General features: G+C 30.5%; 16 protein-coding genes. 10 read left to right on the top strand and 6 right to left on the bottom strand.

Translation table 11 applies throughout. From position 1 onward, the window contains the following. The first annotated feature begins 36 nt into the window (after positions 1-36). From BM335_RS06550 to tig, 3 genes are all read left to right on the top strand, one after another. Positions 37-801, top strand: coding sequence for an alpha/beta fold hydrolase (locus tag BM335_RS06550; RefSeq protein ID WP_090224522.1), 765 nt, complete (start codon positions 37-39; stop codon positions 799-801). Positions 802-858: 57 nt separating this feature from the next. After that, complete coding sequence (locus BM335_RS06545; RefSeq protein WP_090224520.1) at positions 859-1,209, top strand: phage holin family protein; 351 nt, start codon at positions 859-861, stop codon at positions 1,207-1,209. 91 nt (positions 1,210-1,300) lie between these two features. Beyond that, positions 1,301-2,623, top strand: coding sequence for a trigger factor (tig, locus tag BM335_RS06540; RefSeq protein ID WP_090224517.1), 1,323 nt, complete (start codon positions 1,301-1,303; stop codon positions 2,621-2,623). A gap of 55 nt (positions 2,624-2,678) precedes the next feature. Here the strand turns inward: tig and BM335_RS06535 are convergent, their stop codons facing one another. The 5 genes from BM335_RS06535 to BM335_RS06515 all read right to left on the bottom strand — a co-directional run bounded on the left by BM335_RS06535 (position 2,679) and on the right by BM335_RS06515 (position 8,782). Then, positions 2,679-4,511, bottom strand: a complete 1,833-nt coding sequence (locus BM335_RS06535; RefSeq protein WP_090224514.1) for a pyruvate kinase — start codon at positions 4,509-4,511, stop codon at positions 2,679-2,681. 38 nt (positions 4,512-4,549) lie between these two features. Next, complete coding sequence (locus BM335_RS06530) at positions 4,550-5,881, bottom strand: DEAD/DEAH box helicase (RefSeq protein WP_090224511.1); 1,332 nt, start codon at positions 5,879-5,881, stop codon at positions 4,550-4,552. A gap of 73 nt (positions 5,882-5,954) precedes the next feature. Then, on the bottom strand, positions 5,955-6,581 hold the full coding sequence (locus BM335_RS06525) for a class I SAM-dependent methyltransferase (protein WP_090224508.1): 627 nt from the start codon (positions 6,579-6,581) through the stop codon (positions 5,955-5,957). Between the two features lie 2 nt (positions 6,582-6,583). Further along, positions 6,584-8,179 (bottom strand): M1 family metallopeptidase, encoded by a 1,596-nt coding sequence (locus tag BM335_RS06520; RefSeq protein ID WP_090224506.1) that lies wholly within the window; start codon positions 8,177-8,179, stop codon positions 6,584-6,586. Positions 8,180-8,287: 108 nt separating this feature from the next. Then, on the bottom strand, positions 8,288-8,782 hold the full coding sequence (locus BM335_RS06515) for a hypothetical protein (protein ID WP_090224504.1): 495 nt from the start codon (positions 8,780-8,782) through the stop codon (positions 8,288-8,290). A gap of 202 nt (positions 8,783-8,984) precedes the next feature. Here BM335_RS06515 and clpP point away from each other — a divergent pair, with 202 nt between their 5' ends. From clpP to dnaG, 3 genes are all read left to right on the top strand, one after another. Next, positions 8,985-9,644, top strand: a complete 660-nt coding sequence (gene clpP, locus BM335_RS06510) for an ATP-dependent Clp endopeptidase proteolytic subunit ClpP (RefSeq protein ID WP_090224502.1) — start codon at positions 8,985-8,987, stop codon at positions 9,642-9,644. 47 nt (positions 9,645-9,691) lie between these two features. Continuing rightward, positions 9,692-10,933, top strand: a complete 1,242-nt coding sequence (gene clpX / locus BM335_RS06505; protein ID WP_090224500.1) for an ATP-dependent Clp protease ATP-binding subunit ClpX — start codon at positions 9,692-9,694, stop codon at positions 10,931-10,933. Between the two features lie 199 nt (positions 10,934-11,132). Beyond that, complete coding sequence (dnaG, locus tag BM335_RS06500) at positions 11,133-13,112, top strand: DNA primase (protein WP_090224497.1); 1,980 nt, start codon at positions 11,133-11,135, stop codon at positions 13,110-13,112. A 1-nt stretch (position 13,113) separates the two neighbouring features. Here dnaG and BM335_RS06495 read toward each other — a convergent pair whose 3' ends face one another. Then, positions 13,114-13,485: an SPOR domain-containing protein gene (locus BM335_RS06495; RefSeq protein ID WP_090224495.1), complete on the bottom strand. Its 372-nt coding sequence runs from the start codon at positions 13,483-13,485 to the stop codon at positions 13,114-13,116. Between the two features lie 219 nt (positions 13,486-13,704). On the opposite strand from BM335_RS06495, the gene BM335_RS06490 reads away from it, so the two are divergent. The 4 genes from BM335_RS06490 to BM335_RS06475 are packed head-to-tail and all read left to right on the top strand — an operon-like array spanning position 13,705 to position 20,302. Next, entirely contained in the window at positions 13,705-15,267 is a 1,563-nt protein-coding gene (locus BM335_RS06490; protein WP_245780621.1) for a c-type cytochrome, read from the top strand. Positions 15,268-15,299: 32 nt separating this feature from the next. Then, positions 15,300-18,356, top strand: a complete 3,057-nt coding sequence (locus BM335_RS06485; protein ID WP_090224493.1) for a TAT-variant-translocated molybdopterin oxidoreductase — start codon at positions 15,300-15,302, stop codon at positions 18,354-18,356. 34 nt (positions 18,357-18,390) lie between these two features. Further along, positions 18,391-19,782, top strand: a complete 1,392-nt coding sequence (gene nrfD / locus BM335_RS06480) for an NrfD/PsrC family molybdoenzyme membrane anchor subunit (protein WP_090224491.1) — start codon at positions 18,391-18,393, stop codon at positions 19,780-19,782. Beyond that, a complete protein-coding gene (locus tag BM335_RS06475; protein WP_090224489.1) occupies positions 19,775-20,302 on the top strand; it encodes a DUF3341 domain-containing protein in 528 nt (175 codons plus the stop codon). Before nrfD ends, BM335_RS06475 begins: the two co-directional genes overlap by 8 nt.

The following is a 20,302-nucleotide window of genomic DNA, read 5'->3' as shown; positions in this document are numbered from 1 at the left end:
AATCTCTTTTTTTGAAACTCAAAAATTAGCAAGTACATGCAATTATTACATTCAACAATTTTAGGAAAAGGTCATCCATTTTTAATTTTGCACGGCTATTTTGGAATGAGTGATAATTGGAAAACGTTGGGAAATCAGTTTTCTGAAAATTATGAAGTTCACTTAATAGATCAGCGCAATCACGGTAGAAGTTTTCATTCCGATTATTTTGATTATGAACTTTTAGCTGAAGATTTGTATGCTTATATTCAACATTATAAATTAGAAAAAGTACTATTGTTAGGCCACTCAATGGGTGGAAAAGTAGCGATGTTATTTGCTGTTACGTATCCAGAATTGGTTGATAAACTAATCATTGCTGATATCAGCCCAAAATATTACGAGCCACATCATCAATCAATTTTAGCTGCATTAAATTCAGTTAATTTTTCATTGCATAATACCAGAAGCAAAGTAGAGGAAGCTTTAAGAATTTATATGAAAGATGAAGGTGTGTTGCAATTTATGTTAAAAAATGTCTTCAGAAAAAATAAACAAACGTTAGCTTTTCGTTTTAATTTACATAGTTTAACCGTAAATAACAGTGAAGTAGGCGAAGCCTTACCATCATTTACGCATTTTGATGGACCAACATTATTTTTAAAAGGTGAAAATTCTAATTATATCACTTCAGAAGAAATTCCGTTAATAAACGCACATTTTGCAAATGCAAAAATAGTAACTGTCAAAAATGCAGGACATTGGCTTCATGCTGAAAATCCAACACAGTTTTATAGTGAAGTGATTTCTTTTTTAAACTAATTAGCAAAATGGCATAATTATAGTTAAGTTTATAGTTTATAATTATAAATGAATATAATGAAAACTATCTTAAGAATGCTTTTAACTGCTGTTGCGGTAGTTGTAATAGCAAATTTTTTACCAGGAGTTACCGTTACTAATTTTGTAAGTGCTTTGTTTTTAGCTATTGTACTTGCTTTTTTAAGAATTACGGTAAAACCCATTTTAATAATCTTAACATTGCCAGCCACCATTTTAACTTTGGGCTTATTTTTATTGGTAATAAATGCCATCATAATTTTATTAGCAAGTTATTTTGTTGATGGATTTGAGGTTGCAGGGTTTTGGACAGCACTTTTATTTAGCATCTTATTATCAATACTGCAATCTATACTCTATTCATTTTTAAATGAAGATGATAAAAAATAGTTGAGTTTGAATGAATTAAATATTTGAAAAGTGTATAAATTATAGTACTTTTGCACCCAATTTTTAATGATTTTAAGTAAAATAGCATAAAATGAATATTACAAAAGAAAGTATTGATGCATTAAATGCAGTTGTGAAGGTAGAAATTTCGGCTGCTGATTACCAAGATAAAGTAGATAAAATTTTAAAAGATTACCGTCAGAAAGCCAATATTCCTGGATTTAGAAAAGGACAAGTTCCAATGGGATTGGTTAAAAAACAATATGGAAAATCTATAATGATTGATGAGGTAAACAAATTATTACAAGAATCATTAAATAATTTCTTGGTAGAAGAGAAATTAGACATTTTAGGAAATCCATTACCAAAAATGCAAGACGATTTTAACTGGGATGCAGAAGATTATGCTTTTGAATTTGAGTTAGGTTTAGCTCCTGATTTTGATGTAGATTTAAGTGGAAAAAATAAAATTACACAATATAATATTGTAGCTGACGAAGAATTGTTAAATAAAGAAGTTGAAAACCTTCAAAAACGTTTTGGTAAATTAGTGACAAAAGAAGTTGTTGAAGAAGGTGTAAATATTGCTGGTTCTTTTGCAAATGAAGAAAAAGGGATTGATAAAAAATCTACTATTTCTTTAGAAGACATCAAAGGAAAAGTAAACCAAAAGAAATTTATTGGTAAAAAAGTTGGGGATGTTGTTGCGTTAGAAAGCAAAGGACTTTTTGATGATGATCATAAATTAATGGGTGCTTTAGGTTTAGGACACGATGAAGTTCACGGATTGGAAATTCCTTTAACTTTTACAATTGAAGAAATTAACGTTACTGAACTTGCTGAAGTAAATCAAGAATTATTCGATAAAATTTTTGGACCTGATGTAGTAAAATCAGTTGAAGAGTTAAAAGAAAAAATTAAAGAAGATGCTGAAAAGCAATTTCAACAACAAGCGGATCAACAATTATTAAACGCAGTAACTGAATATTTAGTTGAAAATACTAAGTTTGATTTACCTGCTGAATTCTTAAAAAAATGGTTAGCTGTTGCTGGTGAAAAACCAATGAGTGCTGAACAAGCTGCTGAAGAGTTTGATAAATCTGAAAAAGGTTTACGTTACCAATTAATTGAAGGAAAAGTTATAAAAGATAATAACTTACAAATAGATTTTAAAGAGTTACAAGACTTTACAAAAGGTTTTGTAAAAGCGCAAATGGCTCAATACGGACAATTAAATCCTGAAGAAAAAGATTTAGAAGATATTGTACAAAGGGTTTTAAGCAACCAAGACGAAGCTAAGCGTTTACAAGAGCAATTAATGGGTCAAAAATTATTAACGTTCTACAAAGAGAACATTACTTTTAAAGTAAAAGAAGTAAATTATGAAAATTTTGTAAAAGAAGTTTATAAATAATTTTCTTAAAAATAGCTATAATAAACCCTTAAAATTTCTTTAAGGGTTTTTTGTTTTATAAGTTTTCTGTAAACTTTAGTTGTGGTAATAATGCAATTCTTTTTTTCTGAATTTGTTGCATTTTACTCAAAATTTTATCCAACATTTTTACAGCTTTTTCAATATACGGACCTTTATTAAGCATTACGCATTCTGCACGTTGAGACATTGCAGCATCAGTTATTTCTGCTCTTGTTGGAATTCCTTTTTTTGCTAAATTTTCCAATACTTGCGTTGCCCAAATATCCGGAATATGAGCGGCTTCACAAATGCTTAAAATTTCTTCTTGTATAATAGCAAAATTTTTCCAGCCTGTTTCAATAGCCAAATCGCCACGTGCTATCATTACTCCAATTGGGTAATTTTCCATTGCTTTTAGCAAAATACTAGGTAAGTTTTCAAATGATTTTTGAGTTTCAATTTTTAAAATAATACCAATAGATGCTTTTAATTTTTTTAATTCTTGTATTAAATCTTCAACATCTTGTTTGTTGTTTACAAACGAAAAGTTAACTGCATCTGCATATTTTGCTATAAATTTTAAATCAATTTTGTCTTTTTCAGTTAAACCACAAATTCCTAAGTCGCTATCGGGTAAATTTATTCCTTTATCGGCTCTAAGTTTCCCGCCCGTAGTTTTTGCGTTGGTAATTTTAATTAATAAATAATCTGAGTGAATTTCATCAATTACACCTTCAATTTTACCATCATCAAAATAAATTAATTCGCCTTTTTTTACTTTAGAGAATAATTGTGGTAACGTACAAGAAATATGGGCAAAATCAACCAAATTTCCTTGGTCATTATATGTTGCAGGTTCTCCTAAAATTGGTTCTTTGTTTAATTTTAAAGTATCTCCTTCAAATAAATAAATAATTTCTTCAAGCGGTAATAATTCATGAACCGTATGTATTTCTGAAGTAGATTTTTTTTGAAGAAATACGGTTAACTGCATACCGGTAGTTACAAAAGCAGAATCTTTACAAGTTGCCCATCTGCCAAAACCTTCTTTATCTTGAATGGTTATTTTACATTTTTTATCGCGAGAATCAGTAAAAGTAAAATAGGAACCTTTTTTGGTTTTTTTAAGCCATTTTTTATTTACGGTAATAATGGCATCAACTTGCGAATCTTTAGGAGGAAGCATTCCATAAGGAGCTAACCAAATTTTTGCTGGAGCAATTAATTGTCCTAATGAGTTTCGTTTTGGTTTAATGTGTATTACTTTATGGCCTGGTTTCATTTTTCCAGTTCGTAACTTTGGTCCACCCAAATCCATCATTATTTTACAAGTTGGATTTACTTGTCTTATATTTTCAATAATTTTTTTCCAGGTTACTTCATTATCATGTGCACAATTTACACGAGCACAATTCATTCCGGCGTTTATTAAATTTTCAGAAAAAACAGGACTTTCAGCGGCTGTTGTTGGTTGTGTAACTAAAATTCTGGTACGTCTATTTAATGGTTTTTCACCAAATAAAGCGTTGGTATTTTTTTTTAGAAGTTGCTTGCTTTCTTTGTTTGTTAAAAATGATTTTTTAGGAATAGTATCATCAATTTTTAATAAATGATTTACTAACGTTCTGTAAATAAGCATTGTATGTAAAATACTACTTTCAGTATTTACAGATGTGGGTAAGCCTAAATCGTTTAAATTTTTTTGAAATGGTGTATTGTCAAAACTTCTAAATGCCAAATAATGAATTAAATTTTTTGCGCTGTATGTATAGTTAAGATGTACATTTTCTATTTGCGATTTGTAAATGTTTTCAAAAGCTTCCATTTTTTCAATAATGGCATCAATTTGAGCATTTACTTCTTGCAATTTTTGAATATCGAATAACATAAAAAATTTTGAACTAAAATTACAAATAATTTAGTTCATTATTTTCTTTTTGGTCCACGAGTTTTTGGCTTTTTGTACTTTTTTGCAATCTCTCTTCTATAAGAGCCACCTAAATTTATTTTTTTATTTTTTTCTTTCTTTTCATGAAAACCAGAACCTAATTCTGTTGATTTGTTTCGTGCGTCATTATTAATTTCTTGAGGATCTCTTGGAATTTCTTCATCTATTAATTCTTCTGAAATTTCAACAGAATCGGGAAGGTCAAACACATCAATTTCTCTGTTCATTAATAATTCAATTTCACCTAAATATTCAGCTTCCTCTTCTGTAAAAAATGAAATAGAGGTTCCTTCTTGTTCTGCTCTACCTGTTCTACCAATTCTATGAATATAATTTTCTGGTTTTTTAGGAATATTGATATTAATAACATGGCTTACGTCAGATAAATCAATTCCACGCGCCACAATATCAGTTGCAATTAAAACTGGGAATTTATTTTTTTCGAAGTTTTCTACTGAACGTAATCTGTAATTTTGAGTTTTATTAGAATGTATAACTTGCGCCTGATTTGGCAATGCAATATCTAATTCGGCGTGTAAAATATTGGCTTGTTTTTTGTTTTTAACAAACACTAAAACTTTTTTAAAAGTTTCTTTATCAATTAAAAGCGAAATTAAAAAGTTTACTTTGGTATTAAAATTTGGAACTGGGTATGCAAGTTGTTTAATAGTATCTAATGGACTTCCGCTGGCTCCAACTTCAATTTTAATAGGCGATTTAAAAAAATCTTCCAACAAATCATCTACTTCTTTTGTTAACGTTGCCGAGAATAAAATATTCTGACGTTTTTTAGGAAGTAAATCTAGTAGCGTTGTAAGTTGCGGTAAAAAACCTAAGTTTAACATTTCATCAACTTCATCAATTACAAGTTTTTGAATAGATTTTAGTTTTAAAATACCATCTAAAGCTAAATCTAACAATCTTCCTGGTGTTGCAACTAAAATATCTAAACCTTTAAAAACAAGTTGTTTATCATTGTTTATGTTAGTTCCTCCATAAATGCCGGCATATCTAACATTTATATATGGTGTTAAGTTTTCAATTTCTTGCACAACTTGCACAACCAATTCTCTGGTTGGTACTATAATTAAAACACGTGGAAATTTTTGATCGGAATATGTTAATTGCCTTAAAATTGGTAGTAAATAAGCATAGGTTTTACCGGTTCCAGTTTGTGCAATTCCAACAACGTCTTTACTGCTCATAATAACCGAAAAGGCTTTTTCTTGAATAGGCGTTGGTGTTTTTAAACCAAGGTCATCTAAGGCATTTAATAAAAAGCGGTTTAAGTTTAAATCTGAAAAAGTCATTGTTTGTTTTTTTTGCAAATATAAGTGTTAAAACACACATAATTTGATTGTTAGTAATAAATTGAAATTTATACTAGTTTTCAAAAATAATTAATCGGTTTTTAACTGTTACTTTTGAAAAGCCAAAATTGTTTTTAATCCAATCAAAAGTATGTTTATGGTAAAAAAATACGTGAGTTTCATCGTTTTTATAATACCAGTTTTTAAAGTTGATAGTTTCGTTGTAAATATCTGTCATACAATACAACTTACCATTGGGTTTTAATATCGATTTTAATAATTTAAATTCTTTAAAAGGGTTGTGAAAGTGCTCAATAACTTCGCAACAAACTATAAAATTATAAGTGGTTTTTAATGCAGCTAAATTATTATCAAAAAAAGGATCATAAGTGGTAATGTTATAGTTTTTATCACGCAATAATTTTGTAATTACGGGTCCTGTTCCACAACCAAAATCTAAACCTTGATTTGTTGGGCTAAAATCTAATAAAACACTATTTACAATTGGTTTCACAAAATTTTGATAGCCTATATCGTACACATCGTTATTGTGAGTTTTGTAACGTGTAATTTCTTCTGATGTTGAAACAAAATTTGCAGGATTCATAAGAATTCCTTTACAATTTGGGCAATTGTAATACGTTTTTAAATGAATATTCTCAAAAAAAATAGTTCCCGTATTACAAAGCGTACAAATCATATTTAGTCTTTAATTATTTCAAATAATAAATAATTATTTGGATCAAGTTTTATATCAATAACCTCTCCATTGGTTTCAATTTCGTGTGGTGCAAATTTCGTGTTGACTTGTATCGTTTTAATTTCAGAAGTGCCATCTTTATATAAAAGAGCAATATCTAAAGGAAATGTAAAATTACTTTCTTGAACTTGGTCAATAATTAATCGTAGCTTATTTTTATGATAAATCCAACTTGGTTTTAAAGTTGGATGCCCTGATTGACCAAGCCAATTATGGAAAAAATCTTCTAAATTACTATTGGAAACAGTTTCCATAGTATTTCTAAAATCATCAGTTGTAGCATTTTTAAATTTATAGGTTTGATAATATAATTGAATGCCTTTCCAAAATGTTTCATCGCCTAATTTATGATGAAGCATACGCAAAAACCAGCTTCCTTTTTGGTAAGAATTTGGGTTTAAAATGCTCATTAAATTAGTTGAAGTATAATCGATAATTGGTGTTTGTTGGTATTTGTGAAACGCAATAACTTTAGCTTTTTCTTCTGATAAACGTTTTTGAAGTGCTTCTTCACCTAAACTTTTTTGAATGTATAAATTGGTAAAATACGTTGCAAAACCTTCACTTAACCAAATGTGTGGCCAATCTAATTCTGATGCGGAATTTCCAAACCACTGGTGTGCAATTTCGTGAGCAATTAAATCTTCATGTTCTCTATTTCCGGTAACAGATTTTTCAAAGTAAAAAATATTTCCGGCATTTTCCATGCCGCCAAAACGCGTTTTAGATTGTACGTTTGCTAATTTTTCAAAAGGATATTCTCCTATATTTTCAATAAAGAAATTGAGCACTTCTTTTGCCGTTGAAAAATCGTAAAAACCCTTTTCTTTTGTTTGTGGATATACCCAAGTTGAAACCGGAATATCATGTGTTTCGCCAATGTTTTGCACGGCAAATTTTGCAATACCAATTACCATAACTTTTGTGGGAAGCGGAACGTTTGTTTTATAATTGTATTGTTTTAAATTGTTATCAAGATTTGTTTCTTCCACTTCAAAACCATTGGCAATTGCTTGGTAGTGATTTGGTGCAGTTATAATGTACTCAATAGTTGCTTTATCTGACGGATGATCTACACAAGGAAACCAATTTTGGGCTCTGTTGGGCCAATTATCTCCAAAAAAAGTTCTATCACCGTACAAATTATTACAAATTATTAAGCCGTCTTTTGGGATTCCTTCATAAGTTATGGTATAATTAAAAATACTATCTGTATTTGTTGCGTTTGGATAAATTTTTAATTGATTATTTTCATGTAAATACGTTGCGGTTTTATCATTTTCATATATTGAATTTATAAGCATACCTTTTCCAGTACTATCTTTTTTTATAAAATCTAAAATAAATTCTGTTGAATTTTTTTTAAATTTTAGAGCAATGTTCATAGATGCTGTAATACGATTTGTTGTATCGCTTACTTCAATTGCAAGTTTATAATTTTGTACGTCAATTGTTTCAAATCTATTTTTGAAGTTTTGAGCATTTGAGGTTGAAATAAAAGAAATTAAAATTAGGACGAAATTAATTGTGTTTTTCATGAGGTACTAACATAGTTGAAGTTCAAAGATACCCAAAACATAGAATTAGTTGCATAAAAAAGCTCGAAAATAAATGATTTTCGAGCTTTTTAACTAAAACCAAAAATATTAACCTTTGTTATAAAGGTTCACTATTTCTACAATATCTTGTAATTCTTGTGATTTAATTTTATCAGCAATTTGTGGCGATTCACTTAAAAAATCACTTAATACCTTTTTAAATTTATTACTTGATGATGGTACTTTAATTAATTCATCATACACTTTTTCAATATAAAATGAGTTATCTCTTAAATATAAATTCAATTTTTCACCAGAGGCAACTTTTTTTGCCAAAATCATTTCTCCTGAATTGTAAATTCTACAAAATTGTTCTTCTCCACGCTTATAATATTTAATAGTTTCAATGTCTGGAGATTGCATCATTCCGTTCGCATCAATATAATTTATATGAAGAATGCTTTTAGCATCGCTCATTTTTTCAATTTTAACATCTTTAATAGTATCGTAATGTTTAGTTATAATAGTTCCTTTCTCAAACTCTTGTCCGTAAATACTTATTGTAAAAGCAATAAGTAAAAGTGTTATTATTTTTAATTTCATGATGTGCTTTTATTACTTTTTAAATTTCTAAAAAATCTTATCAAAGGTACGTAAAAATATTATGCACGCATAATAAAATAATAAAAAATATTTGTCATAAATATCACAAAATGAGGTTGATTAAATATTCATTAAGCAAATTGACTTTAAAATAAATAAATACTTCTTATCTTTACCCACTAAATATTTAAAACCCTGAAAAATGGATTACGGAAAAGAATTTAAAAAGTTTGCTACAAAACATCAAGGTATTAGTAGTATGCATTATGATAAATTGGTGAGCAGTGTAACGCCATATATTATTGAAGAGCGTCAGTTGAATGTAGCTCAAATGGACGTTTTTTCTCGTTTAATGATGGATAGAATCATATTTTTAGGTACTGCCATAGACGATTACGTAGCAAATATTATTCAAGCGCAATTATTATTTTTAGAAAGTGTTGACAATTCTAAAGATATTTCAATTTATATTAATTCTCCTGGAGGTGGCGTGTATGCTGGTTTAGGTATTTATGATACTATGCAGTTTATAAAGCCAGAAGTTGCTACAATTTGCACAGGTATGGCAGCATCAATGGGTGCAGTTTTAATGTGTGCAGGTGAAAAAGGAAAACGTTCAGCATTACCGCATTCAAGAATAATGATTCACCAACCTTTAGGTGGTGCACAAGGACAAGCAAGTGATATTGAAATTACAGCACGTGAAATATTAAAGTTAAAAGATGAGTTATATCAAATAATCTCAAAACATTCTGGGCAAAGTATGGAAAAAGTACACGCAGATTCAGATAGAGATTATTGGTTGAAGGCTGAAGAAGCTAAAGCTTATGGAATGATTGATGAAATTTTAATAAGAAAATAATTTCATTACACTTAAATTACAAAATTTAACTAAAAAAATACAAAAGAATGGCAAAGGATGATGTTTTAGAATGTTCATTTTGCGGAAGAAAAAAGCCAGAAACAGATTTGTTAATTGCAGGTTTAGATGCACACATTTGTGATAGATGTATTGAGCAAGCGCATGGAATTGTGATGGAAGAAATTGCAGAGAATAAAACCTCTAATCTTTCTTCAGAATTAATTCTAAAAAAACCTCGAGAAATAAAAGAATTTATTGATCAATATATGATTGGTCAGGTTGATGCCAAAAGAGTAATGGCAGTTGCAGTATACAACCATTACAAACGTTTGTTGCAACCAGTTTCTAAAGATGAAGATGATATTGATATTGAAAAAAGTAACATTATAATTGTTGGAGAAACAGGTACTGGAAAAACCTTAATTGCCAGAACCATAGCACGCATGTTAAATGTGCCTTTTTGTATTGTAGACGCAACGGTTTTAACAGAGGCAGGTTATGTTGGTGAAGATGTTGAAACTATTTTAACACGTTTACTACAAGCCGCAGATTATGATGTTGCCAAAGCAGAAAAAGGAATTGTTTTTATTGATGAAATTGATAAAATTGCACGTAAAGGAGACAATCCATCTATTACAAGAGATGTTTCAGGAGAAGGAGTTCAACAAGCTTTATTAAAATTATTAGAAGGTTCGGTTGTAAATGTTCCGCCAAAAGGAGGAAGAAAACATCCAGATCAAAAGTTTATTGAAGTAAACACTAAAAATATTTTATTTATTGCTGGTGGTGCTTTTTCAGGAATTGATAAAGTAATTGGAAAACGTTTAAACAGACAAGCGGTTGGTTATAGCGCATCAATAAAAATTGATAAAGTAGATGAAAGTAATTTACTAAAATATATTATTCCAAAAGACTTAAAAGAATTTGGTTTAATTCCAGAAATTATTGGTCGTTTACCAGTTTTAACACATATGGATCCGTTAGATGCTGATACGTTGAGAGCTATTTTAACCGAACCAAAAAATTCTATTATTAAACAATATCAAAAATTGTTTAAAATGGATGGTATTGATTTTTCCATCAGTGAAAATGCATTGTTATATATTGTTGATAAGGCAGTTGAATACAAATTAGGAGCTCGTGGATTGCGTTCATTATGTGAAGCTATTTTAACTGATGCGATGTTTGATTTACCTGGAAGTGATGAAAGTATATTAATTGTTGATAAAAAATATGCTGAAAACAAAATAAACAAATCTACCATCAAAAAATTAAAAGCTGTAGGATAAATAGTTTAAATAATACTTAGGCTGTTTGAAATATGAAATTTACGTTATCCTAAATATATTTAGGACTCATATTGATGAATAATCAATATGATAAGCATCTGATTTAAGTTCAGAATAACGTTTTTCAGTAGTTTTCAAACAGCCTCATTTTTTTATCTAATTTTTGTAATTTAGAACACTTTAAAAATATTCAATAAAATTGATTTCTAGAGAAACCATTGATAGAGTTTTTGAAACTGCCCGCGTAGAGGAGGTGATTGGGGAATTTGTGCAATTAAAAAGAGCAGGAAGTAACTTTAAAGGTTTAAGTCCATTTTCTGAAGAGCGTTCACCATCATTTATGGTATCGCCAGTAAAACAAATTTGGAAAGATTTTAGTACCGGAAAAGGCGGAAATGCTGTTTCTTTTTTAATGGAACATGAGCATTATTCATATCCTGAAGCTATTCGGTATTTAGCTAAAAAATACAATATTGAATTAGAAGAAACCGAACAAACCGATGAACAAAAACAACAAGCAGATGAACGTGAAAGTATGTTTTTGGTATCGGAATTTGCACGTGATTATTTTCAAAGAATTTTATTAGAGGATAACGAAGGAAAAGCTATTGGTTTAAGCTATTTTAAAGAACGTGGTTTTACCGATGAAACTATTAAAAAATTTCAACTTGGTTATGCGTTAAATGATTGGGATGCATTTTCATCTGAAGCATTAAATAAAGGGTATAATTTAAAATATTTAGAATCTACAGGTTTAACCATTGTTAAGCAAGATTTGTTAGCGCCAAACGGCACAAAACAATTTGATAGATTTAAAGGTAGAGTGTTGTTTCCAATTCATAGTATGAGTGGAAGAGTACTTGGTTTTGGTGGACGAATTTTAACCAACGATAAAAAAGCAGCTAAATATTTAAACTCGCCAGATAGTGATATTTACCACAAAGGAAATATTTTATACGGTATTTATTATGCCAAACAAACCATTGCTAAAGAAGACAATTGTTATTTGGTTGAAGGATATACCGATGTAATTTCGTTTCATCAAAAAGGTGTTGAAAATGTGGTGGCTTCATCGGGTACAGCGCTTACCGAAAATCAAATTCGACTTATAAATAGGTTGACTAAAAATATTACCATTCTTTTTGATGGTGATGCTGCCGGAATTAGAGCTTCCATTCGAGGAATTGATTTAATTTTAGAACAAGGAATGAATGTACGTGTACTTTCTTTTCCTGATGGCGATGATCCAGATAGTTTTGCTAAAAAAGTATCGGAACAAGAATTAAAAGAATATTTAGAAAACAACTCACAAGATTTTATCAATTTTAAAGTGTCTTTATTAATGAAAGATGCTCAAAATGATCCAGTAAAGAAAGCTGGATTAATACGTGATATTGTTGTAAGTATTTCAAAAATACCAGATAGAATTCAACGTGAAGTGTATATTCAGGAATGTTCACGCATTATGGATATTTCAGAATCTGTTTTATTTAGTGAGTTAGCACAATTAGATAAAAAGGAAAAAAGAGAAGCATCAGGAAAACAACCATATGATAAACCTTCTGAGCCAGTTTTAACCAAAACACCTCAGCTAGAAAAAGTTAACGAATTAAAAAAATACGAACGAGAAATTATAAAAATATTATTGTTGTATGGTAATAAGGAAGTTGATTTTGTTGATTTTGAAGCTCCAGAAACAATTGATCCAAAGAAACCTCAAAAATTAAAAAAAGTTCATATTACTAATGTTGTATCTAAAGAAATATATTTGAATTTACAAGAAGATGAAGTGGAGTTTACAGATGATATTTTTAAACATATTTATTATGCAGTTATTGAGCAATTAAACCAAAACGAATCTATTTCTGTAGATGTTTTGGTAAATAATTCAAATCCAGAAATAGCTAATTTGGTAACCAATATTTTAATGGATGATGAAAAATATGTTTTAAGTAATTGGGAACGTAAAAATATATTTACCAAATCAAAAGAAAGCGATCTTTCTAAAATGGTATTAGATGCCATTTACAATTTGCGTCGCGTACTTATTGAACAAAAAATTAATTCATTACAATTAAAACTTAAAAATGAAGTAGAAAGAGATGAATCGATGCTTTCAATAATTGATTATAATGCGCTTAAAGTTTTAGTTGCCGAAAGGCTAGCAAGAGTTGTTTAGGTTAAATTTTATCCTCTATAACTATTGCTCCTAAATATTTCTTCTTAATTAACAATAAATTTCTGTCAGCTTCTAGCCTAGTTTTAAATGGACCAATTTGAGTTTTCCATTCCGGAGCTTTGTATTTTGTACTTGTAATATACTCTGGGAAATTAGCTTTACACTCTTGTTCAATTTTATAAGCTTGAGACTCATTTCCATTGTAAATCTGAATTTTAAAACCTCCAAGGTTTTTATTTTTCTTATTAAATGATCTTTTTTGCTCAATTAATTTATCAATTTTAGCACTTTCTGTTTGAGCATAGCTGTAGTTTAAACTCAAAAAAACAGCGAGAAATGCTAATATTTTTATACTTTTTGATGAATTTTTCATAAAAAATTTAATTTTTGTTCAAATTTATAGTTTTATCTGAAATACACATATTTAAATTACTTATTTAGAATGAATATAAATTAACTTTAACACAATTTTTAGATTTTTAGTTTTGGTTAATAATAGTACTTTTGTGAAATCATTTAAAAAATGACTTATGTCATATATTTTTACATGAAAATATTGTACCAAACAAGAAAGAAAAGATTTTTTTTAAGTATGAAAAGTGTGAAATTACACAGTCCCTTATCAAGATTAGTCAATTATAGTCTTGCTTTCCTTTTATTATTTTCACTTAATTTATTTGCACAAGAAGGCGATGCCGCTAATGGAGAAAAACTCTTCAAAGCTAACTGCGCAGCTTGTCATAAGTTAGATAAAAAATTAATAGGTCCAGAATTATTAAAAATCACTGAAAAAAGAGATTTAGAATGGCTAAAAGCTTGGATTAAAGATAACAATGCTTTGGTTGCTTCAGGTGATAAATTAGCTAAGGAAGTTCAAGAGAGCAATCCTGCAGCAATGACACCATTTCCTCAATTAAGTGATTCAGATATCAATGACATATTGGTATATACTAATGGAGCGCCAGTTGCTGCAACTACAGTTGCATCTACTGAAGTAGATCCAGGTGTAGAATTGGGTAAACAAATTTTTAAAGCCAATTGTGCAGCTTGTCACAAGTTAGAAGGGAAGCTTATTGGTCCAGAATTATTGAAAATTACTGAAAAGCGTGAGCATTCTTGGTTAAAAGCATGGATTAAAGATAATAATGCTTTAGTTGCTTCTGGTGATAAATTAGCCAAAGAAGTTCAAGAAAGCAACCCTGCAGCAATGACACCTTTTCCTCAATTATCTGATGAAGATATAGATAATGTGTTAAAATATTTAGCTGTTGGTGATGTTCAACCTGCTGCAGTTGCAACTACTACTGCTGGCAGTGAAGAAATATTTAACAAACCAGGAATAGGAATTCTTCCATCTTTAGCAATTACTATTTTGGCATTTTTATTATTGTCAATTATAGTTGCTGCAACTACTAATAAAAAAGTTGAAGAAGGAGAAGAAGAATCTGAAAGCATGTTAAAATCAATGTTTTTTAATCCTTTCTTACGTTTTTTAACCTTAATATTTGTTTTATTGGGTGGCGCTTGGATGTTATTTGCTTGGTTATTACAAATTGATGTAAACGAAGGATATCAGCCAATTCAACCAATTGCATTTTCGCACGCAGTACATGCGGGTGATAATAAAATTGATTGTCAATATTGTCACTCTTCTGCAAAACACAGTAAAACATCAGGAATTCCAACTGCAAATGTTTGTATGAATTGTCATAAATCTATTTCAGAATATAATGGAGAATTATTTGATGGTCATACCAAAGAAGATTTAGATAAAGAAATCCAAAAAATATACGATGCAGTAGGTTGGGATAAAGAAAATGTTAAATACATTGAAGGATATCAACAAAAACCTATTGAGTGGGTTCGAATTCATAATTTAGCAGATTTTGCTTACTATAATCACTCTCAGCACGTAACAGTTGCTGGGTTAGATTGTCAAAAATGTCACGGACCCGTTGAAACAATGCACGAAATGCGTCAGTTTTCACCACTTACTATGGGATGGTGTATTGATTGTCACCGAACTACAAAAGTTGATATGACCGAAAATGGATATTATAAAAATATTCACGATCAATTGGCTAAAAAGTATGGTGTAAAAGAAGTGACAGCTGCTCAAATGGGTGGTTTAGAATGTGGAAAATGTCACTATTAAAATTAATTACGAAGTAAATAACTAAATATAAAATGGCATCAAACAAAAAATACTGGAAAAGTGTTGAAGAACTAAAAGAAAGTAGTTCTATTGTTGATACGTTAAAAAATAACGAGTTTGTTGAAGAAATTCCTACTGATGAATTTTTAGGTGATAAAGTAACTCTTGAGGCATCATCAACAACACGTAGAGACTTTTTAAAGTATGTTGGATTTACAACAGCTGCAGCGTCTTTAGCTGCCTGTGAAGGTCCAGTAGTTAAATCAATACCTTACGTTATAAAACCAGATGATATTATTCCTGGTGTTGCAGAATATTATGCAACCACAATGGCAGATGGTTTTGATTTTGCTAATGTATTGGTAAAAGTTAGAGAAGGACGTCCAATAAAAATTGAACCTAATAAAGAAGCAAATGGAACAACTAATGCACGTGTGCAAGCTTCTGTACTTTCTTTATATGATAGTCACCGTTTAAAATCACCAAAAGCCAATGGAAATGATATTTCTTGGGCTGATGCAGATAGTCAAATTGTTTCAAAATTAAATGAAATAAAAGAAGCTGGATTGCCAATTGCGGTGTTAACTAGTACTTGTGCAAGTCCTTCTACAAAAAAATTAGTTGCTAATTTAGGAGAAACTTTTGGAACTGTTAATCATGTAATTTATGATGCTGTTTCAGAATCTGCTGCTTTAGATGCTTTTGAAGCGATGTATGGAACCAGAGCTTTACCTGATTATAATTTAGATAAAGCTGAGGTAATAGTTTCTATTGGTGCTGATTTTTTAGGAGATTGGCAAGGTGGAGGATTTGATGCTGGATATGCAAAAGGACGTGTTCCTCAAAATGGAAAAATGTCTCGTCATATTCAAATAGAATCTAATATGACATTAACAGGTGCAAATGCAGATAAACGTTTTATGGTAAAACCATCAGAACAAAATTTAGCACTTATTAAATTATACAATGCAGTTGTTAAAGGAATATCAACAAGAGAGGCGAGTCCTTTAAATGATGTAATTTTAAAAGCAGCGGCACAAATTAAGGCAGCTGGTAATAAAGCGGTTGTTTTAGCAGGAATTCAAGATAAAAATGCTCAATTATTGGCGTTAGCTATTAATAATGCTATACAAAGTGAAGTAATTGATGTTGTTGCAACTAAAAATATAAGAAAAGGTAATGATGTTGAGGTTGCCCAGTTAATTGCGGATATGAATGCTGGAAAAATTGGTGCAGTAATTATCAACAATGCTAATCCGGTTTATACATTACCAAATTCAGCTGAATTTGTTGAAGGATTGAAAAAAGTGAAATTATCTGTTGCATTTTCTATGCAAGATAACGAAACAGCAAAAGCTGTTCAATATGCTTTAGCAACACCTCATTATTTAGAGTCTTGGGGTGATGTTGTTATCAAAAAAGGACAATATAGTTTAATGCAACCAACTATTAAGCCATTATTTAATACACGTCAGTTTCAAGATGCTTTATTAAATTGGACTGGTAGTTCTACTTCATACTACGATTTCTTAAAAGAAACTTGGAATGCTAATATTTTAGGTGGAACCTCATGGAATCAAGCATTACATGATGGTATATTTACTACTGAAATAAATGATGAAGCATCAACAATGGAAGTTGATATTGATGCAGCTGGGTCAGCATTAGCAGCTATAAAAGGAAGTGATTTTGAACTTTCATTATACACAAAAACAGGAATGGGAGATGGTCAAATGGCTAACAACCCTTGGTTACAAGAATTTCCAGATCCGATTACTAGAACATCTTGGGATAACTATTTAACAATTTCTAAGGCAGATGCTGAGGCAATTGGAGTAGAAAATCACAATGTGGCAAACGGAGCGTTAAACGGAAGTTTAGTTGAAGTTACTGTAAACGGAGTTTCAGAAATTTTACCAGCTTTAATTCAGCCAGGTCAAGCAAAAGGATCTTTAGGATTGGCACTTGGTTATGGTCGTAAAGAAGGATTAAAAGAAGAAATGCAAACGGGTAAAAACGCTTACCAATTTTATAAAGGTTTTAACAACTATCAATCTGATGTTACATTAAAAGTTGTTGCTGGAGAACACGAATTTGCGTGTGTACAGTTGCATAATACGTTAATGGGTAGAGGAGATATTATTAAAGAAACTACATTAGAAGATTATATTAATAAAGATGCTTCTGAATGGAATGAAGTTCCAAAAGTATCTTTAAACCATAATGAAGTTGATGCAACAAGCGTAGATTTATGGGATTCTTTTGATAGATCAATTGGTCATCATTTTAACTTGTCAATCGATTTAAATGCTTGTACAGGTTGTGGAGCTTGTGTGATAGCTTGTCACGCTGAAAATAATGTTCCAGTAGTTGGTAAGAGTGAAATCAGAAAATCTAGAGATATGCATTGGTTACGTATCGATAGATATTATTCTCATGAAGAAGATTTTGCTGGTGATGTTGAAACAAAAGAAAATGGAACAGGTGTTATTGGTTACAAAGATACAATGGCAACTTTAGAACATCCTTCAGAAAATCCTGCTGTAGCATTTCAACCAGTAATGTGTCAACATTGTAATCACGCACCATGTGAAACTGTTTGCCCAGTGGCTGCTACATCGCACGGTCGTCAAGGTCAAAACCATATGGCGTATAACCGTTGTGTTGGAACTCGTTACTGCGCAAACAACTGTCCATATAAAGTACGTAGATTTAACTGGTTTAATTATCCTAATAACAATGAATTTGATTTCAATATGAATGACGATTTAGGTAAAATGGTATTAAATCCAGATGTTACTGTACGTTCACGTGGGGTTATGGAAAAATGTTCTATGTGCATACAAATGACTCAAGCTACAATTTTAAAAGCTAAAAAAGAAGGAAGACCAGTGAATACAAATGAGTTTTCAACTGCGTGTTCAAATGCGTGTAGTACAGGAGCAATGGTGTTTGGTGATATAAACAAAGAAGAAGATACTGTAACAGCATTAACAAAAGATAAAAGAGCGTATCATTTATTAGAACATGTAGGAACAAAACCAAATGTTGTTTACCATGTAAAAGTAAGAAATACACAAGAAGCATAAATTAATAATAATAGATAATAATTAAATTAGAATTATGTCGTCTCATTACGAAGCACCTATTAGAAGACCTTTAATTGTTGGAGATAAAAGCTACCACGATATTACCGTTGAAGTAGCAGCTCCCATTGAAGGTAAAGCAAATAAATTATGGTGGACTGCATTTACAATTGCATTACTAGCCTTTATATGGGGTTTAGGATCAATTATGTACACTATTGGAACAGGAATTGGAGTTTGGGGATTGAATAAAACTGTTGGATGGGCTTGGGATATTACCAATTTCGTTTGGTGGGTAGGTATCGGTCACGCAGGTACATTAATTTCCGCAGTACTATTATTGTTCCGTCAAAAATGGAGAATGGGTATTAACCGTTCTGCGGAAGCAATGACAATTTTCTCTGTTGTTCAAGCAGGTTTATTCCCAGTAATACATATGGGGCGTGTGTGGAATGCGCACTTTGTATTACCTATTCCTAACCAATTTGGAACACTTTGGACAAACTTTAACTCTCCTTTATTATGGGACGTTTTTGCAATTTCAACCTATTTATCGGTATCATTAGTTTTCTGGTGGACTGGTTTATTGCCTGATTTTGCAATGTTACGTGATAGAGCTGTAAAACCTTTTCAAAAGAAAATTTATAGTTTAGTGAGTTTTGGTTGGACCGGTAGAGCAAAAGACTGGCAACGTTTTGAAGAAGTATCGTTGGTTTTAGCAGGTTTAGCAACGCCATTAGTACTTTCTGTACATACAATTGTATCTTTTGACTTTGCAACATCAGTTATTCCAGGTTGGCATACTACAATTTTCCCTCCATACTTTGTTGCTGGAGCGGTTTTCTCAGGATTTGCGATGGTAAATACCTTGTTAATTATAATGAGAAAAGTTTCTAATTTAGAAGCATATATAACAGTTCAACATATAGAATTAATGAACATTGTAATTATGATTACAGGTTCAATAGTTGGATGTGCATACATTACTGAGTTATTTATTGCTTGGTATTCAGGTGTTGAATATGAACAATATGCATTTTTAAACAGAGCAACTGGACCTTACTGGTGGGCTTATTTATTAATGATGAGTTGTAACGTATTCTCTCCACAATTCATGTGGTCTAAAAAATTACGTACAAGCATAATGTTCTCTTTCTTTATTTCAATTGTTGTAAACATTGGAATGTGGTTTGAAAGATTCGTAATTATTGTAACTTCATTACACAGAGATTATTTACCATCATCTTGGACAATGTTCTCTCCAACATTTGTTGATATTGGAATTTACGTTGGAACCATAGGATTCTTCTTTGTATTGTTCTTATTATATGCCAGAACATTCCCAGTAATTGCACAAGCCGAAGTAAAATCTATTTTAAAATCTTCAGGTGAAAATTATAAAAAATTAAGAGACACAAATCATGAGTAATAGAGTAATACAAGCAATGTATAACGACGATGACATCCTGATGGATGCCGTTAAAGAGGTACGTGCAGCAAATCATCATATTGCAGAAGTGTACACGCCATTTCCAGTTCATGGATTAGATAAAGCAATGGGACTTAAAGGAACCAGAATTGCAATTACTGCATTTTTATATGGTTGTGTTGGATTTTCATTTGCCGTTTGGATGATGAACTATATGATGATTGAACAATGGCCACAAGATATTGGTGGAAAACCAAGTTTTAGTTTTTTCTTAAACATGCCAGCATTTGTGCCAATTATGTTTGAATTAAGTGTGTTTTTTGCAGCGCATTTAATGGTAATTACATTTTATATGCGTAGTAGATTATGGCCATTTAAAGAAGCGGAAAACCCTGACCCAAGAACTACAGATGATATGTTTGTAATGGAAGTTTATGTTGATGGAAATGAAGACGAACTAGTTTCTTTCTTAGAAAATACAGGAACTGTAGAAATTAAAGTAACAGAAAAGCATAATTAA

The organism is Lutibacter maritimus, assembly GCF_900116115.1.
Taxonomy (GTDB): domain Bacteria; phylum Bacteroidota; class Bacteroidia; order Flavobacteriales; family Flavobacteriaceae; genus Lutibacter; species Lutibacter maritimus.
Note: the sequence above shows the minus strand (reverse complement) of the source record. Positions and strands in the feature narration are given on the sequence as shown.